Annotated in this window: 25 protein-coding genes; 11 read left to right on the forward strand and 14 right to left on the reverse strand. The window is 61.9% G+C overall.

Annotated features, from left to right (window positions below; all coding sequences use genetic code 11):
• The first annotated feature begins 93 nt into the window (after positions 1-93).
• From B0B13_RS15115 to plsY, 5 genes are all read left to right on the forward strand, one after another.
• Positions 94-1,590, forward strand: coding sequence for a hypothetical protein (locus B0B13_RS15115; RefSeq protein WP_076796977.1), 1,497 nt, complete (start codon positions 94-96; stop codon positions 1,588-1,590).
• Between the two features lie 446 nt (positions 1,591-2,036).
• The gene (locus B0B13_RS15125; RefSeq protein ID WP_237573805.1) at positions 2,037-2,375 is read left to right on the forward strand and encodes a hypothetical protein; all 339 of its coding nucleotides are present in this window, start codon (positions 2,037-2,039) and stop codon (positions 2,373-2,375) included.
• A gap of 71 nt (positions 2,376-2,446) precedes the next feature.
• On the forward strand, positions 2,447-3,769 hold the full coding sequence (locus tag B0B13_RS15130; RefSeq protein ID WP_076796979.1) for an IS5 family transposase: 1,323 nt from the start codon (positions 2,447-2,449) through the stop codon (positions 3,767-3,769).
• Between the two features lie 337 nt (positions 3,770-4,106).
• A complete protein-coding gene (locus B0B13_RS15135) occupies positions 4,107-4,598 on the forward strand; it encodes an aminoacyl-tRNA deacylase (RefSeq protein ID WP_076796980.1) in 492 nt (163 codons plus the stop codon).
• A gap of 200 nt (positions 4,599-4,798) precedes the next feature.
• Complete coding sequence (gene plsY, locus B0B13_RS15140) at positions 4,799-5,422, forward strand: glycerol-3-phosphate 1-O-acyltransferase PlsY (protein ID WP_076796981.1); 624 nt, start codon at positions 4,799-4,801, stop codon at positions 5,420-5,422.
• Positions 5,423-5,450: 28 nt separating this feature from the next.
• On the opposite strand, the gene B0B13_RS15145 is transcribed toward plsY, so the two are convergent.
• Positions 5,451-5,936 (reverse strand): YajQ family cyclic di-GMP-binding protein, encoded by a 486-nt coding sequence (locus B0B13_RS15145; RefSeq protein ID WP_076796982.1) that lies wholly within the window; start codon positions 5,934-5,936, stop codon positions 5,451-5,453.
• A 201-nt stretch (positions 5,937-6,137) separates the two neighbouring features.
• On the opposite strand from B0B13_RS15145, the gene murB reads away from it, so the two are divergent.
• Positions 6,138-7,187 (forward strand): UDP-N-acetylmuramate dehydrogenase, encoded by a 1,050-nt coding sequence (murB, locus tag B0B13_RS15150; RefSeq protein WP_076797364.1) that lies wholly within the window; start codon positions 6,138-6,140, stop codon positions 7,185-7,187.
• Positions 7,188-7,419: 232 nt separating this feature from the next.
• Here the strand turns inward: murB and argF are convergent, their stop codons facing one another.
• Positions 7,420-8,352 carry an ornithine carbamoyltransferase gene (gene argF / locus B0B13_RS15155; RefSeq protein WP_076796983.1) on the reverse strand — a complete coding sequence of 311 codons (933 nt, stop codon included), beginning with the start codon at positions 8,350-8,352 and terminating at the stop codon, positions 7,420-7,422.
• 519 nt (positions 8,353-8,871) lie between these two features.
• On the opposite strand from argF, the gene B0B13_RS15160 reads away from it, so the two are divergent.
• Positions 8,872-9,219 carry a DUF3579 domain-containing protein gene (locus B0B13_RS15160; RefSeq protein WP_076785401.1) on the forward strand — a complete coding sequence of 116 codons (348 nt, stop codon included), beginning with the start codon at positions 8,872-8,874 and terminating at the stop codon, positions 9,217-9,219.
• 255 nt (positions 9,220-9,474) lie between these two features.
• Here the strand turns inward: B0B13_RS15160 and rpsT are convergent, their stop codons facing one another.
• A complete protein-coding gene (gene rpsT / locus B0B13_RS15165; protein WP_013434237.1) occupies positions 9,475-9,750 on the reverse strand; it encodes a 30S ribosomal protein S20 in 276 nt (91 codons plus the stop codon).
• 409 nt (positions 9,751-10,159) lie between these two features.
• On the opposite strand from rpsT, the gene murJ reads away from it, so the two are divergent.
• Both murJ and B0B13_RS15175 read left to right on the forward strand, forming a co-directional pair.
• On the forward strand, positions 10,160-11,710 hold the full coding sequence (gene murJ, locus B0B13_RS15170; RefSeq protein WP_076796984.1) for a murein biosynthesis integral membrane protein MurJ: 1,551 nt from the start codon (positions 10,160-10,162) through the stop codon (positions 11,708-11,710).
• 7 nt (positions 11,711-11,717) lie between these two features.
• Positions 11,718-12,560 carry a SirB1 family protein gene (locus tag B0B13_RS15175; protein ID WP_076785399.1) on the forward strand — a complete coding sequence of 281 codons (843 nt, stop codon included), beginning with the start codon at positions 11,718-11,720 and terminating at the stop codon, positions 12,558-12,560.
• Between the two features lie 87 nt (positions 12,561-12,647).
• Here the strand turns inward: B0B13_RS15175 and B0B13_RS15180 are convergent, their stop codons facing one another.
• The 5 genes from B0B13_RS15180 to lpxK form a co-directional block, all read right to left on the reverse strand.
• Positions 12,648-13,406, reverse strand: coding sequence for a 3-hydroxyacyl-CoA dehydrogenase (locus B0B13_RS15180; RefSeq protein ID WP_076796985.1), 759 nt, complete (start codon positions 13,404-13,406; stop codon positions 12,648-12,650).
• 132 nt (positions 13,407-13,538) lie between these two features.
• Entirely contained in the window at positions 13,539-14,201 is a 663-nt protein-coding gene (adk, locus tag B0B13_RS15185; protein WP_076785398.1) for an adenylate kinase, read from the reverse strand.
• 194 nt (positions 14,202-14,395) lie between these two features.
• Positions 14,396-15,211, reverse strand: a complete 816-nt coding sequence (gene kdsB, locus B0B13_RS15190; protein WP_076796986.1) for a 3-deoxy-manno-octulosonate cytidylyltransferase — start codon at positions 15,209-15,211, stop codon at positions 14,396-14,398.
• Positions 15,212-15,215: 4 nt separating this feature from the next.
• Positions 15,216-15,410 carry a Trm112 family protein gene (locus tag B0B13_RS15195; protein WP_076785396.1) on the reverse strand — a complete coding sequence of 65 codons (195 nt, stop codon included), beginning with the start codon at positions 15,408-15,410 and terminating at the stop codon, positions 15,216-15,218.
• Positions 15,391-16,422 (reverse strand): tetraacyldisaccharide 4'-kinase, encoded by a 1,032-nt coding sequence (lpxK, locus tag B0B13_RS15200; protein WP_170872446.1) that lies wholly within the window; start codon positions 16,420-16,422, stop codon positions 15,391-15,393. Before lpxK ends, B0B13_RS15195 begins: the two co-directional genes overlap by 20 nt.
• Positions 16,423-16,836: 414 nt before the next feature.
• Between lpxK and xseA the strand changes: the two genes are divergently transcribed.
• Both xseA and sodB read left to right on the forward strand, forming a co-directional pair.
• Positions 16,837-18,213, forward strand: a complete 1,377-nt coding sequence (xseA, locus tag B0B13_RS15205; RefSeq protein WP_076796988.1) for an exodeoxyribonuclease VII large subunit — start codon at positions 16,837-16,839, stop codon at positions 18,211-18,213.
• A 202-nt stretch (positions 18,214-18,415) separates the two neighbouring features.
• Positions 18,416-19,000 (forward strand): superoxide dismutase [Fe], encoded by a 585-nt coding sequence (gene sodB, locus B0B13_RS15210; protein ID WP_076796989.1) that lies wholly within the window; start codon positions 18,416-18,418, stop codon positions 18,998-19,000.
• 156 nt (positions 19,001-19,156) lie between these two features.
• Here sodB and mdtD read toward each other — a convergent pair whose 3' ends face one another.
• The 6 genes from mdtD to B0B13_RS15240 form a co-directional block, all read right to left on the reverse strand.
• Positions 19,157-20,605, reverse strand: a complete 1,449-nt coding sequence (gene mdtD, locus B0B13_RS15215) for a multidrug transporter subunit MdtD (RefSeq protein WP_076796990.1) — start codon at positions 20,603-20,605, stop codon at positions 19,157-19,159.
• A 67-nt stretch (positions 20,606-20,672) separates the two neighbouring features.
• Complete coding sequence (locus B0B13_RS15220; protein WP_076796991.1) at positions 20,673-20,906, reverse strand: hypothetical protein; 234 nt, start codon at positions 20,904-20,906, stop codon at positions 20,673-20,675.
• A 12-nt stretch (positions 20,907-20,918) separates the two neighbouring features.
• Entirely contained in the window at positions 20,919-23,030 is a 2,112-nt protein-coding gene (gene fusA / locus B0B13_RS15225; protein WP_076797365.1) for an elongation factor G, read from the reverse strand.
• A 223-nt stretch (positions 23,031-23,253) separates the two neighbouring features.
• Entirely contained in the window at positions 23,254-23,748 is a 495-nt protein-coding gene (locus B0B13_RS15230) for a DUF192 domain-containing protein (RefSeq protein ID WP_076787385.1), read from the reverse strand.
• A 244-nt stretch (positions 23,749-23,992) separates the two neighbouring features.
• Entirely contained in the window at positions 23,993-24,178 is a 186-nt protein-coding gene (locus tag B0B13_RS15235) for a hypothetical protein (protein WP_076785390.1), read from the reverse strand.
• 321 nt (positions 24,179-24,499) lie between these two features.
• Complete coding sequence (locus tag B0B13_RS15240) at positions 24,500-25,069, reverse strand: pseudouridine synthase (protein ID WP_076785388.1); 570 nt, start codon at positions 25,067-25,069, stop codon at positions 24,500-24,502.
• Between the last annotated feature and the right edge of the window lie 131 nt (positions 25,070-25,200).

Here is a 25,200-nt window from a genome sequence, read left to right on the forward strand (position 1 = left end):
CCGGTGATCATGTAGTGATGTCTGATGTGGTGGTAATGCGTGGGTACCGATAACTGACGCTAAGAGGACATGCTGACCGGATAGGAATCCGGCGTGAGCAAGCAGGTCATTGGTGATCTGCATCCACGGGAAACGATGCGTCGGGCCTGGGTGAGCGTGCTGTTTACGCTCTTGCGTTTCGCAAGTCGGCGGGCAAGAACGCAGAGCGCGATCAGCGCTGCTGAGATCGAGATCACGAACCCTGATCAACAAAAGCAGGCTATCGCGGGGCTGAACCGCGGTGCGACGAATCTGAACGGTCGGGTGGACAAGACGCCGGACATCCAGCAGAGCTTGCAGAATCAGGGTGAGCTGATGAGCGCGATGCGTGACGCCGGCGAGGCGGTTGCGCGGCGGATCGGGGACGTGGCGGATGCCAAGCGCGACGCCTTGCTCCAGGCGGCTAGCGAGAGCGACGATCCGCAACAGAAGCAGCAGTATCTAGCTGAAGCGGAGCAATGGGACGAGAGCGGGCGCTACCGTGTTGGCCTGCAGAGCGCGGGTGGCTCGCTAGTGGGAGGCATTGGCGGAGGGCTGTTGGGGGCGGCGCAAAGCGGCGCGGGGTCGTTGGTATCGGCGTTGCTGGCGAATAAGCTTGATGCGGTGAGCCGGCAGATTGCGGATCAGAAGCCGACCGGCAATGCGGACTTGGACAAGACGCTGGGCAACATTGTGGCGAATGTGATGTCGAGCGTGGCGGGGGGCGTGGTTGGGGGAACGCAGGGTGCGCAGGCGGCGTACAACGTCGATCGGTTCAACAGGCAGTTGCATCCGCAGGAAAAAGCGTTGGCCCAACAGCTTGCAGAAAAGAGTGGTGACAAATACAGCCAGCAGCAGATCGAAGACCAGATGCGGCAGATGTCGATGACAGAAGGTGGCCAAACTTATGCCGGAAGTCCCGACACCTTGATCGGTGAACAGCGTCCGACGGATGCAGAGGCCAAGTGGGTATATGCAGGTGAGACTGCGGACGGTAAGCCAATCCTAACTCAGGCGACGGTAAGGAATAATGCTGAGCTGCAGCGGTATATCGTGGATGCGATGAGCAGCAGCGATGTGCCAAGCACGATCAGCTACACCGCGGCGCCCATGCAACCAGAGCTAGGACCGCGAAGGTATGCGCTCAAGCCCCCGGCGAAGCCCTGTGCGACGGCAGAGTGTGCAGCGGGACTAGCGCCAGCGGGAATGCTTTATTATCCGCCGGATTTACCGAAGGAGCAGATTGCGGATACTGCTGCTGCTTTATCGGCAGCAGCTGGCCGGTTTGGTGCGACAACGGGTGCGATTGCGGCCATACCTTCGCCGTATGCTCCTGCTGCTACGACACTTACACTCAGTGCGGCAATGGTTGATTTGGGCGCTAGTGCCGTGGAGCAAGTGTTCAGGCCGAATCCGGTTGCGTTTGGGGTTGATAGTTTTATCGATCTTGGAACTTTCACTGCAACAGAGAAGTATCCGCTTTGGGGGCCAGTGATCAACGAGCTAGGAAATTACATAAAAGGATCGGACTGGGTAATCAAGCAAAAAAATTCAGAAATTCTGAAAAAATGAAAAGATTTAAGATTATTGACAACGGCAACCTAACTAGGAGCGTCCGCATTGGATTTTACGCAATCGGTGTAGGGCTTGGATACATAAGTTTGGAGTACTGGCACTCAGCACTACTTTTTACATTAGGTCTGTTTTTTGCCGCGATAGCAGGGTATTCTAGTCGAGCGGCCATGCTCAATATTAAGCCGCTCGACAGCTCTTATCATAAAGCTCGGGAGAGCTATAAAGAAAAGGGGGGGATACTGAGAAGGACAGGACAAAATAGATACGAGGCTTAACTAAGCTTACCTCGTACACATCTTAGGTCAAGGGCGGTTTCGGATAACAGTCGCATCAACCGGCAGTCGCATCAACCGGCAGTTGCATCAGGAGGCGAATCCGCGCAAAGACGAAAAAAGCGCATTGAATAAGACATCGCACCTGCGTACGCGGCGGCGCATGCTGGAATGGCGGTAGAGGAAGCTACCGATAGGCTCGCGGCCCAATTGTTGCGTCAGGTGGACACGACAGCGGCGATCCAGGGCGGTTGGGACCAGGATGCATCGAATTATTTGAATGCTTATGCGGCGACCCATCCTGGCGAGACGATCGGAAAAGACCAGTGGGGCAATGCGGTGCCGTTGTTCGGCACGGCGTCTGGGTATCAGCGCAACGACAGTACGATCTTCAGTGCGGCGCCGCAGACAACGAACCTGCCGCCTCAACTGGGATTAGGTACGGTAGGAGGATACTTGGTCGGACCTGAACAATCCGTCCAGGCTTATGCAGCAAGGCTGGGAAGCTGAAAAGGTATTGTGGGAATTGCAAGAGGCAGGCATATTGGCGTGAATTTCCTGCAAATTTCGACGAGGGTTGAATGGGTCCGAAGACGCCGGCGCCAGAGGGAGATTTGTTCCGCCAGCCGCTGCGCGAGCAGATCAACTTAAAGCATCCATTGGTTCGTCTGGCCGATCTGATTGATTGGGACCGATTGAGCACGGCGATGAGCGCGAGCTTCGTGTCGCAGCGCGGCCGGCCGGCAACGTCGCCGCGTTTGATCGCGGGGCTGCTGTACTTGCAGCATGCGTTCGACTTGTCGGATGAGGACTTGGTCTGGCAATGGCTGGAGAACCCATATTGGCAGGTGTTCACCGGCCAGACGTACTTGCAGACGAAGCCGCCGATTGATCCGTCGAGCCTGACGCGCTGGCGCAAGCGGCTAGGCGAAGCCGGCGTTGAAGAACTGTTGGCCGAGACGATCGAAGCGGCCAAACGCGCGAACGTCATCAAGACTTCGAGCCTGAAGCGCTTGATTGTCGATACAACGGTGATGGAAAAGGCGATTGCGCATCCTACCGACTCGCGTCTGCTCGAACGTTGCCGGGAACATCTGGTAAAAGCGGCCGCCCGGCACAGGCTGAAGCTGCGGCAAAATTACAATCGCGAGGCGCCGCGTCTGGCAAGCCAGGTAGGCCGCTATGCGCATGCAAAGCAGTACAAGCGGATGAACAAAGCGCTGCGCACTTTGCGTTCTCGAGTAGGACGCGTGATGCGTGATGTCCAGAGGCAGCTGGACGGCGTCGCTGAGCAAAGTCGCGCGGCGTTGGAAGCGCTGATTGGCCGCACGAAGCGAATTCTCACGCAAAAGCACAAGGACAAAAACAAGCTGTATGCGCTGCATGCGCCGGAAGTCGAGTGCTTGGCGAAAGGCAAACCACGCAAGCCGTACGAATTCGGCGTGAAGGTGTCGATCACGACGACGCACAAGGAGGGTCTGGTAATCGGAGCTCGTTCGATGCCCGGCAATCCCTACGATGGACACACGCTGGCCGAAGCGTTGGAACAGGCGGCGATCCTGAGCGACGTTCAGCCGCAAATGGCTGTCGTGGACCGCGGCTACAAGGGCGTCGCGGTCGATGGCGTGAAGCTCTATTATCCCGGCTTGCGACGCGGCATTACGCGCGGCCTGCGAGCAATGATTCGGCGTCGCAGTGCAATCGAGCCGGCCATCGGACACATGAAGTCAGACGGCAAGCTCGATCGAAATTGGCTCAAGGGTACGCTGGGCGATGCGATTCATGCGGTGCTGTGCGGCGCCGGCCACAACCTGCGCATGATCCTGCGCAAGCTGCGGCTTTTTTGCGCCCTGATCGGGCTTGCTCTGCTCAATCGTGAGGCTCACATGGTGTCAGCAGCATGAATTCGCCGCAGAGCAAAGCGAATTGTTCAGGACAGGCTAATTAAAACCGCGCTCACGAGGATGAGCGCGCACAGCGTCCTCATTTTCGTTTCCCCTTTGGGTAGTCCTGCCGTGCGTCGATGATGCGCACAATCTCAATTGCACTCGTGGCCGAAAATGGCTGGCGCGATTAACATTTTAAGGGCGGGACATGCCCGCCTTGCCTGTGAAGTGAGCGTTGCAGTCATGCCACCAGCAATAGGAACCCACCGAAGCGACTCACTGCGGCTCAATGCCGAGGCGAGCGCCGTAGGAATCCCCAGAATTTAAGCGGGGGAGGATGTCAAGACGGATCTTTATGGCGAAGAACAAACACGTTTCACAAACGCCGGCCACCCAACTACTGCGACATCACCATGTCGAGTTCGGCGAGCATCTCTACGAGTACGTGGAGCACGGCGGCACCGCCGAATCCGCGCGGCAGCTCGGTGTACCCGAGCATTGTGTGATCAAGACGCTGGTGATGGAGGATGAGCACGCGAAACCGCTGATCGTGCTGATGCACGGCGATCGCACGGTGTCGACCAAGAACCTGGCGCGTCAAATCGGTGCCAAGCGTATCGAGCCGTGCAGGCCCGACGTCGCGAACCGGCATTCGGGCTACTTGGTCGGCGGCACGTCACCATTCGGCACGCGCAAGCCGCTGCCAGTGTACGTGGAACGCACGATCCTGTTGCTCGAACGGATTTACCTGAACGGCGGGCGTCGCGGTTACCTTGTGAGCCTTGCTCCGGCGGTACTCACGACACTGCTGGCCGCCACGCCAGTAGACTGCGCGAGCCCTGACTGAACGCGTGGGATTGCGGCATGCAGCGCGCTGTCTTGCGTCATGTGCCATGCTTCGTGCTTCGTGCTTCGTGCTTCGTGCGCCATGCGCCATGCGCCATGCGTTATGCGTTATGCGTCGGCGCAGCAAGTTTTCGCGCGCGCCTGGGCACGACCGGGGTTAGGTAGAATGACGCGCTTTGAACGAGTTGCACATCCTCCTCCATGGCTAACCTGCTTGTCGCCGTCGCGGCGTACCTGATCGGCTCGATATCGTTCGCGGTGATCGTCAGCGCCGCAATGGGACTATCCGACCCGCGCACCTATGGCTCGAAGAACCCTGGCGCGACCAATGTGCTGCGCAGCGGCAACAAGGCGGCGGCGGTTCTGACGCTGCTTGGCGACGCTTTCAAAGGATGGCTTGCCGTGTGGCTCGTCAAGCATGTCGGCGCCGCATACGGGCTCGACGCATTCTCGGTGGCGTTGGCATCGATCGCCGTATTTCTCGGCCACTTGTATCCAGTGTTCTTCCGTTTCAAGGGTGGTAAGGGCGTGGCCACCGCGGCTGGCGTGCTGCTCGGAATCGACCCGGTACTCGGCATCGCGACTGCCGCCACGTGGCTGATCATTGCTTTCTTTTTCCGCTATTCATCGTTGGCCGCACTGATCTCGGCGCTGTTCGCGCCGTTGTTCGACCTTTTCATGTTCGGTGGCAACCCGATCGCCGGTGCCATTATCGCGATGAACGTGTTGTTGGTGTGGCGGCACCGCGCGAATATCAGCAAGCTCCTGGCCGGACAGGAGAGCCGGATTGGCGACAAAAAAGGCGCATCCGATGCACGGCGGTGACGGCCGAGGCTGCTAGGCAAAGCGCCGCTCAGTCGCGAAAATTATTGAAGTCGAGCGGGGCGTCGCTCACCTCTTTGCGCAGCATCGCAATGACGGATTGCAGATCGTCGCGCTTGGCGCCGCTCACGCGCACTGCGTCGCCCTGTATGCTAGCTTGCACTTTGATCTTGCTGTCTTTGACTAGCTTGACGATCTTTTTCGCGAGATCGCCCGCCACGCCTTTTTTAACGGTGACGAGTTGCTTGACTTTGTCGCCGCCGATTTTCTCGATTTTGCCGTAGTCGAGAAAGCGTACGTCGACCTGGCGCTTAGCCATTTTCTGCAGCAACACGTCCTTAACCTGGCCCAGCTTGAAATCATCGTCGGCGAACAGCGTCAGCTCACGCTCCTTTTGCTCGACGCGCGCATCCGATCCCTTGAAGTCGAAGCGCGTCGAGATTTCCTTGTTCGACTGTTCGACCGCGTTCTTGACCTCAACCATGTTGGCTTCCACGACTACATCGAACGACGGCATTGCATTTTCTCCCGAAAGAATTGCCAGCACGGCTGCGCGACGCCCAGTGCGCGATGCCGGGACAATCGTGACGAGCCGCTATAATGCGACACATTTTGTCATTTTACCGATGGCCTGCGTTTTGCCAATCGCGCGCCATGCCTGCCGCGCCAAAGCGGATCGTATGCGCGTCGGCGGCGTTGACCCATGATGGCCTTTGCGATGTCCCGATTGACTGACGCTGACCTGGCGCCCAATGCGCTGCAGGCGGACTATTCACTGCGAGATCACAATACGTTTGGCTTTAACGTGCGCGCGCGACTGGGCGGTGCGATCCGCTCGGAAGCCGCCCTCGCTGCGCTGCATGCCAATCAGCGGATCGCCGGCATGCCGCGCCTGGTGCTGGGCGCGGGCAGCAACGTTGTGTTCACGCGCGACTTCGATGGTTTGGCGCTCGTGATCGACTTGCGCGGCAAGCGCGTCGTCGCGCAGACCGACGATGCTTACATTGTCGAGGCCGCTGCCGGCGAGCGCTGGCACGACTTCGTTGACTGGACGCTGCAACAAGGCATGGCCGGATTGGAGAATCTTGCGCTGATTCCCGGTACGGTCGGCGCCGCGCCGGTGCAGAATATCGGTGCATATGGCCTCGAGCTTGCCGAGCGCTTTGAACGATTGCGCGCGCTCGACATGGTTGACGGGCGTATCGTGGACCTCGATGCACAAGCCTGCGCGTTCGGCTATCGCGACAGCGTATTCAAGCATGCTGCGCGTGACCGGCTGATCATCCTGTCCGTTGCGTTTCGCTTGCCGAAGCGATGGCGTGCCCGTGCTTCGTACGCGGACGTGGCAAGCCGGCTCGCCGCGAGCGGGATTGGCAAGCCGACGGCGCGACAGATCTTCGACGCGGTTACCGCGATCCGGCATGAAAAGCTGCCTGACCCGGCGATCCTGGGTAACGCAGGCAGTTTTTTCAAGAATCCGATTGTCGACGCCGAGCAGTTTGCGGCGCTGCGCGCGAAGGAGCCGGATATCGTGTACTACATGCAGCACGATGGCCGCGTCAAGCTGGCCGCCGGTTGGATGATCGATCGCTGCGGGTGGAAAGGGCGCTCAATCGGCGCGGCCGCCGTGCACGAACGCCAAGCCCTGGTACTGGTCAATCGCGGTGGCGCGACCGGCGAACAGGTATTGGCGTTGGCGCAGGCGATCCGCGCCGATGTCAGCCAGCGCTTCGGCGTGGAACTCGACATGGAGCCGCTCGTCGTCTGAATCCGCGCATCCCCCAGCGTTGGTACTGGCGAGCCTGCGGCTGTCCGCCGGAACTGCGGGGCGGCTGTTGCGCATCGGGTGCTAGGCACGGCGTGTCGCGCCGATCCCGACTCGCGTCAGCCATGCGCCGCGATATGGGCGAGCGGCGTGTTGTGCTGGATTTGTGCGGCGTCCTGCAACGGCCGGCTCGACGGTTCGTTCCGCCGTCGCGGTGCACGGCCGACGATAGGACTTAATGATTCAGGCGGCCGAGCATCAAGAACTCCATCAGCGCCTTTTGCACGTGTAGCCGGTTCTCGGCCTCGTCCCACACGACGCTCTGCCGACCGTCGATGACGTCGGCGCTCACTTCCTCGCCGCGATGTGCGGGCAGGCAATGCATGAACAGCGCGTCAGGCTGCGCGAGCGCCATCAGTTCCGCATCGACGCACCAATCCGCGAACGCGGTCTTGCGCGCGTCGTTTTCTTGTTCGAAGCCCATGCTGGTCCACACATCGGTCGTGACCAGGTGGGCGCCTTCGCAGGCGGCGCGCGGATCGTCGGTTTCCTCAACCGATGCCAGGTGTGCCGGGTCGATCAAGGCGTGATTGAGCCTGTATCCCGGTGGTGTCGACACGCGAAGCTTGAAACCGAGGATGTGCGCGGCCTCGATCCATGTATAGGCCATGTTATTCGCGTCGCCTACCCACGCGACGGTTTTGCCACGGATCGGTTCCCGGTGCTCATGGAACGTGAACACGTCTGCCAGCACTTGGCACGGGTGATACTCGTTGGTCAGCCCATTGATGACCGGAACGCGCGAATTCTGTGCAAAGCGCCGCAGGATGTCCTGACCGAACGTGCGAATCATAATGATGTCGACCATTCGCGATATGACTTGCGCCGCATCCTCGATCGGTTCGCCGCGACCCAGTTGTGTGTCGCGCGTGCTCATGAAGACCGCGTGGCCGCCCAGTTGGAAGATCCCGGCTTCAAACGAGAGCCGCGTGCGCGTCGAGTTTTTCTCGAAGATCATGGCCAGCGTGCGATCGTGCAACGGGTGATAGGTTTCGTAATTCTTGAACTTCTGTTTCAGAATCCGGGCGCGCTCCAGCACGTAATCGTAATCGTCGGCAGAAAAATCCCGGAACTGCAGGTAGTGGCGAATCGTTTTGGTGGAGGTCATAAAAACAAATATGGCGGACTAAGCCGGTCAGTACGCCGGGCGCCGCTGCTTGCCATGTGGATCACTCCATCCAGCATAAAGGATTTCGGTGCCTTTGACGAGCCGGCCTACGCCCGCTGCCGCGCCGGACCGGGCATCGCTCTACTTTGCACTGCGCCGGACGGTTCTCATTTGCGGGCGAACGGCCGGGTCACCGGTGGATAACAAAGGCGGCGCGCGCCAGCTTGTGCGTTGCGCGCTCCCGGTTCGGCTCGACGACTATTCAGCGCGCAGGCAGGCTCAGCGCGACGGTAGCGAGAACGATGGGGAAGCGCGGATTCGGTATCCCGGGCAGGGTAGTGCGCTGCGGCAAGGGACCGCGTGCGCTATAATGAATGACTTTCGCGACGAGCCTGCCGCCGTGGTGTCGCGCGGCAGTACGGCGTGGGAAAACACGTCCGTGCGTCGCGGAGCCTCATTTGCCCTATTCGCGGGTGCCGTCGAGCCGGTGCTGGCGGGGCTGTCTTTCAGGTGTTCCACATGGGCGACTCATCCTCAACCGAATACTTCATTCAAGGCATTACCAAGAACGGAAAGAAGTTTCGGCCGAGTGATTGGTCGGAGCGGCTGTGTGGTGTGATGTCGTCGTTTGGTCCAGGGGCGACGGGGCCGAACGCGAAGCTGAAGTATTCGCTATACGTGCGGCCTGTGATGCTCGGTGACATCAAGACAGTGATCGTCGATTCGCGGCTGCGCGACATTGAGCCGATGGCTTTTGATTTCGTGATGAATTTCGCCCGGGACAATGATCTAGTGGTGACCGAAGCCTGCGAGCTGCCGATCGAACATCCAGTGCAACGCGCCGCGCCCAAACGTGAGGTCGGCTAAACGGCGACGGCGAGCGACGGTTGCGGGCGGCGCCTGCCGCCGAATTGGCGTGGCCGCGTAGCGCCCTGCGGTTTGAGTTGCTATCTCAGCGCAAAAAGCCCGCGATTGCGGGCTTTTGCTTCGACTACTCTACTCCATCGCTGCGCCACCAGTGTTGCGCTGGGCCGACTCGGTGTGTTTTGACGAAACCGGGTCTTCACACGACGCGCCCGCTTGGCGGGCCGCGCCGCGGGCGATCAACCGGCGCGTGGGGTTTTACGCTGCAGCCTGCGCCAGACCCTTGATGGCAGCGGCCAGGCGGCTCTTGTGGCGAGCGGCCTTGTTCTTATGGATGATCTTCTTGTCGGCGATGATGTCCAGCGTCTTCGACGATTGCTTCAGCACCTCGGCAGCCTTTGCCTTGTCGCCGGATTCGATCGCCTTGCGCACGGCCTTGATCGCGGTACGCATTTTGGAGCGCAGCGCAGAATTGTGTGAATTGGCTTTCGCGGCCTGACGGGCACGCTTGCGAGCTTGTGCGGAGTTAGCCATGACGGTTCCTTATCCTGTTTCCAGCGGTATTGGAGTATGAGCCGCGGGGAACGGTTGCCCGGCGGACTATCGAAACGGCGGATTATAACAATAAAACAACGGGATGCGCAATTGGCGTCCCCCTTCCGGATCGAACTAGGTAGAAGTGTCTGGTTAGCTGCAGTGGCGACGGGCGCGGGCGGTCCATTTACCATCGCCCCGGGACTGCCGCTTGGGACTGCCGCTTGGGACTGCTGCCACGGACTGCTGCCACGGACTGCTGACACGGGCTGCTGACACGGGCTGCTGACACGGGACCGCTGCCATGGATCCCGGAGACGAGTGCCACGCCGCGCTGTCATCGGTAAGCGCGGCTACCGCAGCGTGCCGTGGTCGTGTTCGTCGCATAGGGTCCGTATAATGCCGCCGCATGAATCTACTCCGCGCCCTCGTCACCGTCAGTGGCTTCACCTTGCTTTCCCGGATCACCGGATTGGCGCGTGAAACGCTGATTGCCCGCGCTTTTGGCGCCAGCTCGTACACCGACGCGTTCAATGTCGCGTTCCGTATCCCGAATCTGTTGCGGCGACTGTCCGCCGAGGGTGCGTTTTCGCAGGCGTTCGTGCCGATCCTGGCCGAGTTTAAGAGCCAGAAGGGGCACGAGGCGACGCGTACGCTGGTCGACGCGACCGCCACCGTGCTGGCCTGGGTGCTGGTCGGCTTGTCGGTGCTGGGCATCGCTGGCTCCGGGTTCGTCGTGTGGGTGGTCGCATCGGGGTTGCGTCACGACGCTCAAGCGTTCGGACTCGCGGTGACGATGACGCGGATCATGTTTCCGTACATCGCACTGATCTCGCTGACTTCGCTGGCGTCCGGCGTCTTGAATACTTATCGGAATTTTTCGCTGCCGGCATTTGCGCCTGTCCTGCTCAATGTTAGCTTCATCGTCGCGGCGTTGGTCGTTGCGCCGCGCTTGGACACCCCGATCTACGCGCTCGCTTTCGCGGTGTTGGCCGGCGGCGTGCTGCAGCTGCTCGTGCAACTGCCAGGGCTGAAACGCGTCCAGATGATGCCCCGGATCGGACTTAATCCGGTTCGCGCGCTGGCCCATCCCGGGGTCAAGCGGGTCCTGTGGAAAATGATGCCTGCCAGCTTCGCGGTATCGGTCGCCCAGCTATCACTGATCGTCAATACCAATATCGCTTCGCACCTGGCGCCCGGCAGCGTATCGTGGTTATCGTACGCGGATCGGCTAATGGAGTTCCCGACCGCGTTGCTGGGTGTCGCGCTCGGCACGATTCTGTTGCCCAGTTTATCTAAGGCGCACGCGGATGCCGATGCGGCGGAATACTCGGCGCTACTCGACTGGGGCTTGCGGCTCACTTTCCTGCTGGCTGCCCCCAGTGCTGTCGCGCTGTTCGTCTACGCTGAACCCTTAACAGCCACGTTGTTCAATTATGGACGGTTCTCGGGCCACGACGTCGTGATGGTGTCGCGTGCCCTGGCTGCCTATGGGGTGGGGTTGCTCGGGTTGATCCTGATCAAGATCCTCGCGCCCGGTTTTTATGCTAAACAGGACATCAAGACACCGGTGAAGATCGCGTTGGCGGTACTAGTCGTCACGCAAGTGTGCAATGTCGTGTTCGTGCCCCATCTTGCACATGCGGGCTTGTCGCTGAGCATCGGCATCGGTGCATGCGTAAATGCGCTGCTGCTGTTCACCGGCTTGCGTCGGCGCTCGATCTATGTGCCATCGGCCGGATGGGGGCTGTTTTTCGTGCAGTTGGTCGGCGCGTGCCTTGTGCTCGCCGGCGTGATGCGCTGGTTTAACCAGTCGTTCGATTGGGTGGCACTGGGGCACCATCCGGGTATGCGCATTGCAGCATTGGGCGCGACGCTGGTCATCCTTGCCGCGCTATATTTTGCCATATTGTTTCTGATGGGCTTCAAATATGCATATTTCCGCCGCCGCGTGAAATAACGAGCTAATGACGACTTCCCGAATACTCGATTTTTTCACCGCATTGGTTGCGCAGGACGAGAGCCTGCCGCTGACCGAAGCCGTCTTGTCGTTAGCACAGGATGCCTATCCGGACCTGGACGTGCAGGGTACCCTCACGGATATCGACGCGTTGGTGGTGCGGCTGCGTCGACGTTTGCCGCAGGGCGCCGACGTGACGCAGAAGTTGTCGGGGTTGAACCGCTTCTTCTTCCGGGAGTTGGGGTTTTGCGCGAACTTAAACGACTACTATGATCCGGACAATAGCCATCTGAACATGGTGCTCAAGAAGCGACGCGGCATTCCGATTTCGCTCGCCGTGATCTACTTGGAGATGGCCGGGCAGCTCGGATTACCCGTCAAGGGCGTGTCGTTTCCGGGTCACTTCCTGTTGCGGGCGACTATTGCAGAAGGCGAAGTGATGCTGGATCCGACGACCGGTGAGTCGCTGACCGAGTCGCGCATGGTCGAGATGCTCGAGCCGTATTTGGACAAAGGCGGGCAATCGATCGCCGGCACGCTGCACGCGCTGCTGCAACCGGCCACCGAGCGGGAGATCGTCGCGCGGATGTTGCGTAACCTGAAAACGATCTACCTGCAGACCGAACGCTGGCAACGGCTGCTGGCCGTCCAACAACGACTCGTCATCCTGCTGCCGGAGAGCATCGAGGAAGTCCGCGATCGCGGCTTCGCGTATGCGCGGCTGGACTATCTGCGACCTGCCCTGGAGGATTTGGAGCGCTATCTGGAGCAAGAGCCCGACGCGGCCGATGCGACTGTCATCGAGTCGCAATTGCAGGAGTTGCGCCAGCGTACGCGTCGCGGCGATTGACGTTCCGACACGGTAGCAACCGGTCCGGCCTCGGTCGCGGGCGCGCGCAGGCGACTGCGGTTGCCCAGGTTACTCCGGCTGCACCGGTTATTTCGGTTGCATCCGGATCGCGCCGTCAAGCCGGATCACTTCACTGTTGAGCATGGGATTGTCCAGAATCTGCTTGACCAGCATCGCATATTCGGATGGCTTACCGAGCCGGGGCGGGAATGGCACCATCGCGCCGAGCGCATGCTGGAGTTCTTCGGACATGCCTAACAACATCGGCGTCTCGAAGATGCCGGGGGCGATCGTCATGACACGGATTGCGCTGCGCGACAGGTCGCGAGCAACCGGCAGCGTCATCCCGACGACGCCGCCCTTGGATGCCGCATAGGCGGCCTGGCCGATCTGTCCATCGAAAGCGGCGACCGATGCGGTGTTCACGATGACCCCGCGCTCGCCATGCTCATTGGGCGGGTTGACCGACATCGCGGCCGCCGCGAGCCGGATCATGTTAAACGTGCCGATCAGGTTCACGCCAATCGTCTTGGCGAACAGATCGAGCGGATGCGGGCCGTCTTTGCCAACGGTCTTGGCCGCCGGCGCGATGCCCGCGCAATTGACCAGGCCGCGCAACGTTCCAAGCCGCATGGCGGTCTCGATCACGGTGCGTGCGTCGTCCTCGCGCGACACGTCGCACTTGACGAAGCGGCCATCGAGTTGGTCGGCGAGCGCCTCGCCCGCCGCCTTGTTCAGGTCGGCGATGACCGGCTTGCCGCCGTGCTCGGCCAGCATCCGGGCTGTGCCCGCGCCCAAGCCCGAGGCGCCACCCGTGATGACAAAAACGTTGTCGCGGATCTGCATGTCGATGGTCTCCTGCTGTCGATACGCGTGCAGCCTCGTGAGCCGTGCCGCATGGGCGGCGCCACGATCGTGGCGATCCTAGATCGTTATGTTCTGGATCTTTGTGTCTTGGATCGCGCCGTTCTGTGCCGGTTACTGCAGTGCGTCGAACACGCGTTGGCGGATCTCGTCAACGGTGCCGAGCCCGGAGATTTTCCGGTATCGGGGGGCCTGCAGTCCATTCTCGTCACCGCGCTGCGCCCATTGCATGTAGTAGTCGATCAACGGGCACGTTTGCGCGACGTAGACGTCCAGGCGCTTGCGGACTGTTTCTTCCTTGTCGTCGTCGCGCTGAATCAGGGGCTCGCCGGTCACGTCGTCGACCATGTCGACCTTCGGCGGATTGAACTTGATGTGATATGTGCGTCCCGATGTCGGGTGCGTGCGGCGCCCGCTCATGCGCTCGATGATCTCGTCAAACGGTACGTCAATCTCCAGCACGTAGTCGATCGCCACGCCAGCCTGCTTCATCGCGTCGGCCTGCGGGATCGTACGCGGAAAGCCGTCAAACAGGTAGCCGTTCTTGCAATCGGCCTGCTGAAGCCGTTCCTTGACGAGTCCGATGATCAGCGTATCCGGAACGAGCTCGCCCGCGTCCATGTAGCGCTTGGCCTCCACGCCGAGCGGCGTGCCAGCCTTCACGGCCGCGCGCAGCATGTCACCGGTCGAAATTTGCGGGATTGCAAACTTGTCCTTGATGAAGTTTGCCTGGGTGCCCTTGCCCGCGCCAGGGGCGCCTAACAGGATCAAACGCATGATGATTATCTCCGAGATTGCTTGTGAATGCTGTGAGCGGGCAGGCCATCAGCGTCGCACGCGAATCTGACTGTAGCCTGACGCACGGTGCGTAGCGCGGCGGACAACTCGTCGCCAATGGGCGCCGTACATGCCGCCTGTCGCTATTGGGGGCGTAGCATAAGCGTCCGATTATGCCACGCGGCGCGCGATCCTCAGCCTCGTTGGGCGAGAATCGCGCGAACTCGCTCTAGGTCCGCCGGCGTGTCGACACCGGGCGACGGCACGTGTGGCGTCAGCAACACCGTGATCCTTTCCCCATGCCACACCGCCCGCAGTTGCTCGAGTGCCTCGGCGATTTCGACCGGCGCCTGCGAAAGCTCGGGGTAGCGGCGCAGGAAGCCAGCCCGGTATGCGTATAGGCCGATGTGACGATGCACCGCAGTACTTGGCGCCGGCAGCCGCGCGATGTCGACCACGGGCGCCGCGCCGTCCTCCGGGCTCCATTGCGGCTGGTACGCATCGCGTGACCATGGGATCGGCGCGCGGGAAAAATACAATGCGATACCGCGGGCATCGAGGACCACCTTCACAATGTTCGGATTGAAGACCTCTGCCGGCTCGGCGATCGGATGGGCAGCGGTGGCAATCGCACAATCAGGATTGGCGGCCAGGTGTGCGGCGACGCCGGCGACTAGCCGCGGCTCGATCAGTGGTTCATCGCCTTGCACATTGACCACCAGCGCGTCGTCCGGCAGACGGCATGTGTGGACCACTTCGGCCAGCCGGTCGGTGCCGGTCGAATGGTCGGTGCGGGTCAGCAGTGCCTCGATGCCATGCGCTCGGCACGCATTGAGCACGACTTCGGCGTCGGCGGCGATCAACACGCGGCTCGCGCCTGACGCGCGGGCCTGCTCGGCCACGCGTACCACCATGGGTTTGCCGGCTAGGTCGGCGAGCGGCTTGCCCGGCAGACGGGTGGACGCGAGGCGGGCCGGAACGACGACGATGAATGGAACGGCGGCGTGCATCGGATCAGTTGCTGGCGGGCTCGACCGGCGTGCCTTCGACCGTCTGGCGTGCCTCATCGACCAACATCACTGGAATGCCGTCGCGGATCGGATACGCGAGCTTGTCGGCATGGCAAATGAGCTCCTGCGCGTTGCGATCATGGTGCAGAGGCCCCTTGCACAGCGGGCAGACGAGGATTTCAAGCAGGCGAGCGTCCACGAAGTTTCTCCACAACGAGCGCAATCAGGCGAGGGTCGAGCGTGGCGTCGACGGGCACCGCCCATAGACGTGAGTCACGCCAAGCCGTGCATTTTACCGCATCCTTTTCGGTGATCAGGATCGCATCGGCTGTATCGGTCACGAACGGGTTCTCATCGAAAGGATAGTGGTCGGGCAGCGCGCGTGTCGTGGGCACAAGGCCGCTCGCACGCAGTGTCGCGAAGAAACGCTCCGGTGCGCCGATGCCGGCAGCGGCCAGCACGCGCTCGCCGGCGAACTGCGCTAGCGGCCGGCGCAGGTGTGGATTATCCAGGTGCCAGGCGTCGGCGGGCTGCAGCGTCAGCGCGAAAGTCGACGGCCACGGCGGCAGACTGCGCCCGTCAGGGTTGTTGATCAACGTTGCGTCGCGGACGCGACTCAGCGGTTCGCGCAGCGGCCCGGCGGGCAGCAGGAACCCGTTGCCCCCTAGCCGGTGATCGAAAACCACCAGCTCGACGTCGCGCGCGAGCCGATAGTGTTGCAGGCCGTCGTCGCTGACGATGACATCCACTTCCCAATGGGCTTGCACCAGCGCGCTGGCGGCCGCGACTCGGTCCGGGCAGACCCACACGGGCACCCCGGTGCGGCGGGCGATCAGCAGCGGCTCATCGCCCGCCAGCGCAGGCGACGCCGCGGGGCTGACTGCGGTGGGCCGCACGATGCGCGCGCCATAGCCGCGCGACACCACGCCAGGCGTGAAGCCTGCATCGCGCAACGCCTCGATCAGCGCAATGACGGTTGGCGTCTTGCCGGTGCCGCCGACCGTCACGTTGCCCACCACCACGACCGGTACGCTGATGCGCCACGTCTTGCACCAGCCGCGCGCATACGCGAGCCGGCGCAGCGCGCAGACGGCGGCAAACAACTGAGACAAGGGCCATAGCGTGTACGCGAGCACGCCACGGCGCTGCCATTCACGCGAGAACATAGGCTCGAAACGGGCGATGATGGCACGGGACAGTGGCATAAGCATGGCGCGGTGGTACGCAAATAGGGTAGGGCGTCGGACAACGGCACGGCAGGCCACAACTCTAACGTGGCACAGGCGTGCGCGGCAAGCCGGCTGAAAGGCCAGACCGGACCGATGCCCGCACGGGGACGCTGATCATTTGTCCATAATGGGTTCGATGCCGGCATACTATCCCCAATTATTGTGGATAACTTTGTGGGAATCTCGAGGTTATCGCCGGTAAGCCCATGGGGCGAAAAGTTTTTCAGTGATTTGCTGCCAACTGGGGCAGTGTGCAAAGTCTTGCGTGGCAAAGGTTTGACGCTGCCGCACGGAGACGGCCGGCCGGTGCGGCGCAAAGACCGGTAGAATCGACTGTGTGGACAGCTGCGGCCCCGCCGGGCCGTAGCGGAGCCTCCCGTTCCCCAATACCGCCCGATGACAGCAGAATTTTCTCCCTCGGCCCCCTTTGTCGGCGGCGACGCGGTGATTTCCGTGTCCGCCTTGAATCGCGCGATCGGCACCCTGCTCGAGCGTGCGTTTGCGCTCGCCTGGATCGCCGGCGAAGTCTCGAACTTTACGCGGGCAGCCAGCGGCCATTGGTATTTCTCGATCAAGGACGATTGTGCGCAGATTCGTTGCGTGATGTTCCGTGGCCGTGCCCAATATGCACAGTTCACGCCGCGCGAGGGCGACCGGATCGAGGTTCGCGCCACGGTGACGATGTACGAGCCGCGCGGCGAGTTGCAACTGAACGTGGAGGCGGTCCGACGCACCGGGCAAGGCCGACTGTACGAAGCGTTTCTGAAGCTGAAAGCGCAGCTTGAGGCCGAGGGTCTGTTCGCCGCTGAGCGCAAGCGCGCGTTGCCGTCGCACCCGCGCACCATCGGTATCGTCACGTCGCTGCAGGCTGCGGCGCTGCGCGACGTGTTGACCACGCTTGCACGGCGCGCCCCGCATGTGCCGGTCATCGTCTACCCGGCGCCGGTGCAGGGCGCTGAGGCGGCCGCGCGCGTCGCGGCGATGATCGGCACGGCCAACCGCCGTGCCGAAGTCGATGTGCTGATCGTGTGCCGCGGCGGTGGTTCGATCGAGGACTTGTGGGCGTTCAACGACGAATCGCTCGCGCGGGCAATCGCCTCTAGTGTGTTGCCGATCGTGTCCGGCGTCGGGCACGAAACCGATTTCACGATTGCCGACTTCGCCGCTGATGTCCGCGCGCCGACGCCGACGGCGGCAGCGGAACTGGTCAGTGAACAGCGCGCCGTGTTATTGCGCGAGTTGGACCAGCGCCACGCGGCGCTGGCGCGTGGCTTCGGCCGGATGATGGAGCGGCGCGCGCAGCAGTTGGACTGGCTCGCGCGCCGGCTTGTGAGTCCATCCGAGCGGATCGCCAGGCAGCGCCAGCACCTGCGGCAACTGTCGCTGCGGTTGTGCTCGGCCGGCGCGCGTCCGGTGCGGGATGCGCGCGCGCAGCTGACGATGGTTCAGTTGCGCTGGCGGCGCAGCCGACCCGACATGGAGCGGGCGGCCGAACGTGTGCAGCGGCTCGGGCAGCGCCTGGGCGATGCACTGCGCAGGCAGCACGAGCGTCGACGCGCGCAGGTATCCGAGCTGGCCGCTCGCACCGAGTTGCTCAGTCCGCGGCGCACGCTTGAGCGCGGTTATGCGGCGCTGATCGACCCACACAGCGGCGCGGCGGTGCGCGCGCCGGACGCGCTCAAACCCGGTCGCCGCGTAACGGTGCACCTCGCGCACGGCAGCGCGGATCTCGGCATTGCGCAAGTACAGCCTCGCCTGGATGAGGAATTCTAGGGCGGCGTTGGTGATATCGGCGCTGGCTGTCGCGCAGGATCGCGCACTGCCGAGCAGTTCTGACTCATTTATAGGAACAAGCAAAGCAATGCTGCGCATAAAGGGCCGACGATTTGCGAGGTTATTCCAACTCACCTAGAATCGAATGCTCGGCAGCATGACTCTCCCTGGTCCCCAATCCGTTATAAAGGAAGTTTGCACGATGGCACAATATACACTCCCCCCCCTGCCGTTCGCGAAGAATGCGCTGGCTCCGCACATCTCGGAAGAGACGCTGGAATTCCACTACGGCAAACACCACCAGGCCTATGTGACGAACCTGAACAACCTGATCCCGGGTACGGCGTTCGAGAACCTGTCGCTGGAAGAGATCGTCAAGAAATCGTCGGGCGGCATCTTTAACAACGCAGCACAAGTGTGGAACCACACATTTTTCTGGAACAGTCTGTCGCCGCAGGGCGGCGGCGCGCCGACCGGCAAGCTCGGTGACGCGATTAACGCGAAGTGGGGCTCGTACGACGCATTCAAGGAAGCTTTCACAAAGGTGGCGGTCGGCACGTTCGGCTCGGGCTGGGCCTGGCTCGTGAAGAAGGCCGATGGCTCGCTGGACATCGTCTCGACCAGCAACGCCGCTACGCCGTTGACGACCGACGCCACGCCGCTACTGACGTTGGACGTCTGGGAGCATGCGTATTACATCGACTATCGCAACGCACGTCCGAAGTTTGTCGAGGCGTTCTGGAACGTCGTGAACTGGGATTTCGCCGCCAAGAACTTCGGCGTGTGAAGCTCGCGCGCGGCATCGCCGTGCGCGTACCCGCAACGCGTCGCTCCTACGCGAGCGACGCGCCATTCCAGTCGATGCCCGCACACAGCACCATTAGGTGGCCCGCCACCTGTACCGCAATCGATGCGGTCACCCCGCCAATCTGCAGTGTGCTGCTCAGAGGGTCCTGGCATCGCTATCGTGCCTTCCCGTGCTGCGCACGTCCGGCGCTAACTGTCCGAAGATCCACGCGGATAACGCGGTGATCACGCCGATGCAGACGAATGTCGCATGAAATGCCGGCAGCGTCTGCGATGGCGCGATGTGTCCGAACAGCGCCGTGAATGTGGCGAGCAGCGCGCCGGCGATGGTGACCCCCAGGCTCATCGACAGCATTTGCACAAGGGAAAACAAGCTGTTGCCGCTGCTTGCCCCTTCACGTCCAAGGTCTTTCAGCGTCAACGTATTCATCGCGGTAAATTGCATCGAATTCACGCCGCCGAAGATCGCCAGTTGTACGAGCCGGACCCACAGCGGTTGATCCGGCGACATCAGTGCAAAGCTGGCCATGGTTGCCCCGAGCAGGACGGTGTTAGTCAGTAGCACGTGGCGGTAGCCGTGGCGCATGATCAACGCCGTGACAATGCGCTTGGACACCATGCCGGCCGCGGCCACTGGCAGCATCATTAGACCCGCATGAAACGGCGCGTAGCCGAGGCTCACCTGCAGCAGCAGCGGCAACAGATAGGGCATCGCGCCGCTGCCGATGCGCGCAAATAGATTACCCAGCAGGCCGACGCTGAACGTGTGAATACGGAACAACTCGAGCGAGAACAGTGGGTGCGGGCTACGCGTCGCGTGCAGTCCGTACGCCGACAGGCACGCGAAGGCCAGCACCAGCAATATCAGCACGAGCGCGTGCGTCAGCCGCAACTCGGCCAGCCCGTCCAATGCCAGCGTCAATGCCAGCATGGCCACGGCGAGCAACAAGTAGCCCTTCACGTCGAAGCGCCCGACTTTGTCCAGCGGTTCACCGAGCATGAACAGCGCCGTCGCGATGCAGCCCGCCAGGCCGACCGGCACGTTGATCAAGAATATCCAATGCCATGACGCGACGTCGGTCAGCCAGCCGCCTAGCGTTGGCCCGATCAATGGCCCGACCAGTCCGGGAATCGCCACAAAGCTCAGGGCTGGCAGGTAGCGCTCGCGTGGAAAGCTGCGCAGCACGGCAAGCCGTCCGACGGGCAGCAGCATCGCACCGCCTATCCCCTGCACCACACGCGAGGCGACGAGTTGCCACAGGGCCGACGCGTTCGCGCACATTAGTGAGCCGAGGGTAAAAACGAGGATGGCGCTAAAGAACACGCGTCGCGTGCCGAATCGGTCGGCCAAGAAGCCAGAAATCGGAATCATCAACGCCATCGTCAGCGAGTACGCAATCACCACGGACTGCATTCGCAATGCCGATTCGCCGAGGCTGTGCGCCATGGCCGGCAGCGCGGTATTGACGATCGTCGTGTCCAGCGCCTGCATGAAGAATCCCGTCGCGACCAGCCACAGCATGATGGTTAGCTTGCGCTCCGGTGTAACGGTGTGGCGGATGGGCCGAGACGAGGATCCGGACATGGGCAATCGGACGGTTTCGCAACACAAGCCGCTATTCTAGACGGCTTTAGTCCGGCGCTCGCGCTGCCTACCCGATAAAGCGCCACACCCGCGCATCGTCGGTCAGCTCGAGTGATCGCTGATCGGTGGGGTGGCCGACCTGCGTGATCAGCAGCAGTACGCCGTCGTGAAAACGCACGTTCTCTCGCCGCCCGAACGTCCTACACTGCCATTCATCGATCGCATGGTGTCGCAGCGGGCCGCACGCCGCGGCGCGCAGCATGCCCGACAGCGCCGCGGCGCGGGAAGGGGCATGCGTCATGGAGGGTGGGGCTCAGCGTGCCGACTTCGCGTTGATGACAGCGTCGGCGACATTCTGCGGACTTTCCGCGTAGTGCTTGAACTCCATCGTATAGGTCGCGCGCCCCTGTGTTAGCGAGCGCAACGTGGTCGAATAGCCGAACATTTCGGCCAGCGGCACTTCGGCGCGCACCACCTTGCCGCCTCCCCCCGCGAGGTCCTCCATGCCCTGGACGATACCGCGGCGGCTGGACAAATCGCCCATTACGTTGCCCATGAAATCCTCTGGCGTTTCGACCTCGACCGCCACCATCGGCTCGAGCAGCACGGGCCGCGCGCGCCGCATGCCTTCCTTGAACGCGATCGAGCCGGCCATTCGGAACGCGTTTTCGTTCGAGTCTACGTCGTGGTATGAGCCGAACGTCAGCGTCACTTTGATGTCCACGACTGGATAGCCCGCCAGCACGCCGGCCTGCATGGCTTCACGAATGCCCCGGTCCACTGCCGGGATGAACTCGCGCGGAATCACGCCGCCCTTGATCGCATCGACGAATTCATAGCCCTTGCCGTGCGGCTGCGGCTCCAGTGTGATCACCGCGTGCCCGTATTGGCCGCGGCCGCCGGACTGCTTGACGAACTTACCCTCGACGTCCTGCACCGCGTTGCGTACCGTCTCGCGATAGGCCACCTGGGGCTTGCCAACCGTCGCCTCGACGTTGAATTCGCGCCTCATCCGATCGACCAGGATTTCCAGGTGCAACTCGCCCATGCCAGAGATGATCGTCTGGCCTGACTCCTCGTCGGTCTTGACACGGAACGACGGATCCTCTTGCGCGAGGCGGTTCAATGCGATACCCATCTTTTCCTGGTCAGCCTTTGTCTTCGGCTCGACGGCCTGCGAGATCACCGGCTCCGGGAAGATCATCCGCTCCAAGATGATTACGTTGTTCGGGTCGCACAGCGTATCGCCGGTGGTCGCCTCTTTCAGGCCGACTGCGGCGGCGATGTCGCCGGCGCGCACCTCCTTGATCTCGGTTCGCTCGTTCGCGTGCATTTGTAGGATACGGCCGATCCGCTCCCGCTTGTTTTTGGTCGAATTGAGCACGGTGTCGCCCGAGTTGACGACCCCTGAGTACACGCGGAAGAAGATCAGCTGGCCGACGAACGGGTCCGTCATAATTTTAAACGCCAGCGCGGAGAACGGCTCGTTGTCGGCCGGATGCCGCTCGGCCTGTTCGTCGTCCGGCGTGTGGCCGAGGATCGCCGGCACGTCGACCGGTGAGGGTAGGTAATCGATGACCGCGTCGAGCATTGCCTGCACGCCCTTATTCTTGAACGCACTGCCGCATAGCATCGGCACGATCTCATTGGCGATCGTGCGCTTACGCAGTGCATCCTTAATCTCTTGTTCGGTCAGCGAATGATGGTCGTTGAGGTATTTTTCGAGCAGCGCCTCGCTGGCTTCCGCTGCTGCCTCGACCATCTTGTCGTGCCATTCTTGCGCGAGCTTGGCCAGATCGGCCGGGATGTCCCGGTACTCGAATTTCACACCAAGACTGTCCTCGTCCCAAATAATCGCCTTCATTTTGACCAGATCGATGACGCCCTGGAAATGGTCTTCCGCGCCGATCGGAATCTGGATCGGCACCGCGACGCCGCGCAGCCGTTCGCTGATCTGCCGCTGCACGCGGAAAAAGTCCGCGCCGACACGGTCCATTTTATTGACGAACGCGATGCGCGGTACTTTGTACTTATTGGCCTGGCGCCACACCGTTTCCGATTGCGGCTGAACACCGCCGACCGAGTCGTACACCATGCATGCGCCATCGAGCACGCGCATCGAGCGTTCGACCTCGATCGTGAAGTCCACGTGCCCGGGGGTGTCGATAATATTGATCCGGTGTTCCGGGTAGTTGCCCGCCATGCCTTTCCAGAACGCCGTGGTCGCCGCTGACGTGATGGTGATGCCGCGTTCCTGCTCTTGCTCCATCCAGTCCATCGTCGCGGCGCCCTCGTGCACTTCACCCATCTTGTGGCTCACGCCGGTGTAGAAGAGAATGCGCTCGGTGGTCGTCGTCTTGCCGGCGTCAATATGAGCGCTGATGCCTATGTTCCGGTAGCGCTCGATGGGAGTTTTGCGGGCCACTTGAATCTCCTTCGCGATGGGATGGCCGGTCCGGCAGGCATCGGACACCGCGTCCGCCCGACAAACCGGGAAAAACGGCCTGAGCGGGCGCTCAATAGCGCGCACGCTAAGAGATATAGGATAGCGCTGCGCGGGCTGTTTTGCTTGATCCGATGAGCAAACGCGTTGCCTGATGGGCGGGTTGGGCGGGCAGCGGGTCGGGCGTCGCGGTCGTGGGACGCGATCAGGGCGCGGGCGGCAAGCCGAGCACGCGCATGCCCGGCTTGATGCCCTTTGAGGCGAACCACCCCTTGCTCATCTCGAGCGCGTAGACACCATTGTGGGTCGGACAGTGGTTATCTTGGGTTTGCGCCTGCATCTCGTCCAGATCCGTGATCGTGCCATCGGCGCGGATGAAGGCGATCGACAGCGGCAACGGCGTATTTTTCATCCAGAAACAATGGACTGCGTTTTCGTCGAAGACGAACAACATGCCTTCGTTCGGCGCCAGCGACTGGCGGAACATCAGTCCTTGCTCGCGATCGGCCGGGTTCGCGGCAATAGCTGCGTCAACCACGTACATGCCGATCGTCAACGAGGCACGCGGCAATGGTTCGGGGCGCTTCAGTGCGCCCGGCAGCGGCTGCGCCAGCGCGCCGCACGCAGCCAGCGCGAGCGTGACGCCGACCACCAGGGTGGCGACGACACGGGCCAGCGGCGCTGGCCTTGAGGTACCGATGCAAAGCTGCGGTGAGGCGCGGCGCGCTCGCCGGGCGGGCACGCGGAACAGGCGGGACACAGGCAGCGCGGATCGCACCGGAACAACCACGGCAGACTCCTCATAATGTGAATACGCGCATGTTACGCGAATCGCTGGGCAGTACAGGTCAACAAAAAGGCAGATCGCCTTGCGGCAACCTGCCTTTGAATGCCGTCGCAACGGCAGTGCAGCGTCGTTCTTGTCGTTTGGGGAGACGAAAACCTTAGTTCGAAGCTGCTTCCGAAGCAGCAGCCTTCTTCACTGCCTTCTTGTGCGACTTGTGAGCCTTCTTGTGCGCTTCGGTCTTCGAAGCAGCAGCCGGGGCCGAGGCGACTTCCGGAGCCGACGATTGCGCGAAAGCAGCGGTGGCGAACAGGCCAGCGATGAGGGCAGCGATCAGTTTGTTCATGTTGTTTCCTCAAACTTAGTTAATTAACCAATGACCCGCTTTGATGAGTCATGTCAATCAACGCGGGATCCACCTTTCGGTTGACAGGTCCGTTCGACAATTCGCTCGGGCCCGCTGCGTTCGTGTCACCCTGCGTTCGGCGGGGTGGCGACGTCGGCCGATGCCGGCGCATGCGTTGTGCGGCATCCGGAGCAATAACGCGGTGCCGGTTAGTCCGGTTGACGCGCTTTTTGCGAATTGATGAAAACCGATGCCGGCAAGCGGCACAGGGCAGAGTTCGGTGCGAGGGCAGCGCCAGGGGCAGGTGGCACAATGTGCGCGTCAGCGCGTGCCGTGCCACGGCGCCGACGGCGGCAGCGCGCGCCATTGGCCGGGCGCCAGGCCGAGCGCGAACACATCTAGCGCGCCGATACCGACGCGAATCAGGCGCAACGTCGGAAAGCCTACCGCTGCGGTCATTCGTCGCACTTGGCGATTACGGCCCTCGCTAAGGGCCAACTCGATCCACGTGGTCGGAATCGCGGCGCGATAGCGTACCGGCGGATCGCGCTGCCACAGGCCGGCGGGCGGCTCGATGAAACGGGCGCGACAGGGCCGGCTCACGTAGTCCCCAAGGTCTACGCCGCGCTCCAGGGCGGCCAGTGCCGAAGCGGGTGCAGCGCCGTCCAGTTGTGCCCAGTAGCGCTTGATCAGCTTGTGACGTGGCTCGGCGATGCGCGCCTGCAGCGCGCCGTCGTCGGTCAGCAATAGCAGGCCCTCGCTGTCCGCATCGAGCCGGCCTGCCGGATAGACATCGGGCACGTCGACCCATGTGGCCAGCGATGCGCGCGTCTCGTGGGCGGAGAACTGGCAAATCGTGCCATATGGTTTGTTCAATGCAATCAGTCGCATGGGCGATGCGCGGGCGCCAGGACCCGTTTCCTATGGCAAATGGCGGAATATTAGCGCATAATACGAAATACTAGTCTTGTGTCTTATATAAGAGTAAGGCTATTGCTGCGACGCCGTGATGTCTTGCCGGC

The sequence above is a fragment of the Burkholderia sp. b14 genome (assembly GCF_900156195.1).
Classification (GTDB): domain Bacteria; phylum Pseudomonadota; class Gammaproteobacteria; order Burkholderiales; family Burkholderiaceae; genus Mycetohabitans.

Bases quoted from the DNA above. Each gene is read 5' to 3' on its own strand.
- murB (WP_076797364.1), top strand. From the start codon at position 6,138: ATGTCCCGATTGACTGACGCTGACCTGGCGCCCAATGCGCTGCAGGCG.
- mdtD (WP_076796990.1), bottom strand. From the start codon at position 20,605: ATGTCCGGATCCTCGTCTCGGCCCATCCGCCACACCGTTACACCGGAG.
- B0B13_RS15160 (WP_076785401.1), top strand. From the start codon at position 8,872: ATGGGCGACTCATCCTCAACCGAATACTTCATTCAAGGCATTACCAAG.
- B0B13_RS15125 (WP_237573805.1), top strand. From the start codon at position 2,037: ATGGCGGTAGAGGAAGCTACCGATAGGCTCGCGGCCCAATTGTTGCGT.
- sodB (WP_076796989.1), top strand. From the start codon at position 18,416: ATGGCACAATATACACTCCCCCCCCTGCCGTTCGCGAAGAATGCGCTG.
- lpxK (WP_170872446.1), bottom strand. From the start codon at position 16,422: ATGCTTATGCCACTGTCCCGTGCCATCATCGCCCGTTTCGAGCCTATG.
- kdsB (WP_076796986.1), bottom strand. From the start codon at position 15,211: ATGCACGCCGCCGTTCCATTCATCGTCGTCGTTCCGGCCCGCCTCGCG.
- B0B13_RS15180 (WP_076796985.1), bottom strand. From the start codon at position 13,406: ATGCAGATCCGCGACAACGTTTTTGTCATCACGGGTGGCGCCTCGGGC.
- B0B13_RS15240 (WP_076785388.1), bottom strand. From the start codon at position 25,069: ATGCGACTGATTGCATTGAACAAACCATATGGCACGATTTGCCAGTTC.
- murJ (WP_076796984.1), top strand. From the start codon at position 10,160: ATGAATCTACTCCGCGCCCTCGTCACCGTCAGTGGCTTCACCTTGCTT.
- B0B13_RS15145 (WP_076796982.1), bottom strand. From the start codon at position 5,936: ATGCCGTCGTTCGATGTAGTCGTGGAAGCCAACATGGTTGAGGTCAAG.
- B0B13_RS15130 (WP_076796979.1), top strand. From the start codon at position 2,447: ATGGGTCCGAAGACGCCGGCGCCAGAGGGAGATTTGTTCCGCCAGCCG.
- adk (WP_076785398.1), bottom strand. From the start codon at position 14,201: ATGCGTTTGATCCTGTTAGGCGCCCCTGGCGCGGGCAAGGGCACCCAG.
- plsY (WP_076796981.1), top strand. From the start codon at position 4,799: ATGGCTAACCTGCTTGTCGCCGTCGCGGCGTACCTGATCGGCTCGATA.
- B0B13_RS15175 (WP_076785399.1), top strand. From the start codon at position 11,718: ATGACGACTTCCCGAATACTCGATTTTTTCACCGCATTGGTTGCGCAG.
- B0B13_RS15235 (WP_076785390.1), bottom strand. From the start codon at position 24,178: ATGAACAAACTGATCGCTGCCCTCATCGCTGGCCTGTTCGCCACCGCT.
- rpsT (WP_013434237.1), bottom strand. From the start codon at position 9,750: ATGGCTAACTCCGCACAAGCTCGCAAGCGTGCCCGTCAGGCCGCGAAA.
- xseA (WP_076796988.1), top strand. From the start codon at position 16,837: ATGACAGCAGAATTTTCTCCCTCGGCCCCCTTTGTCGGCGGCGACGCG.
- B0B13_RS15135 (WP_076796980.1), top strand. From the start codon at position 4,107: ATGGCGAAGAACAAACACGTTTCACAAACGCCGGCCACCCAACTACTG.
- B0B13_RS15220 (WP_076796991.1), bottom strand. From the start codon at position 20,906: ATGACGCATGCCCCTTCCCGCGCCGCGGCGCTGTCGGGCATGCTGCGC.
- argF (WP_076796983.1), bottom strand. From the start codon at position 8,352: ATGACCTCCACCAAAACGATTCGCCACTACCTGCAGTTCCGGGATTTT.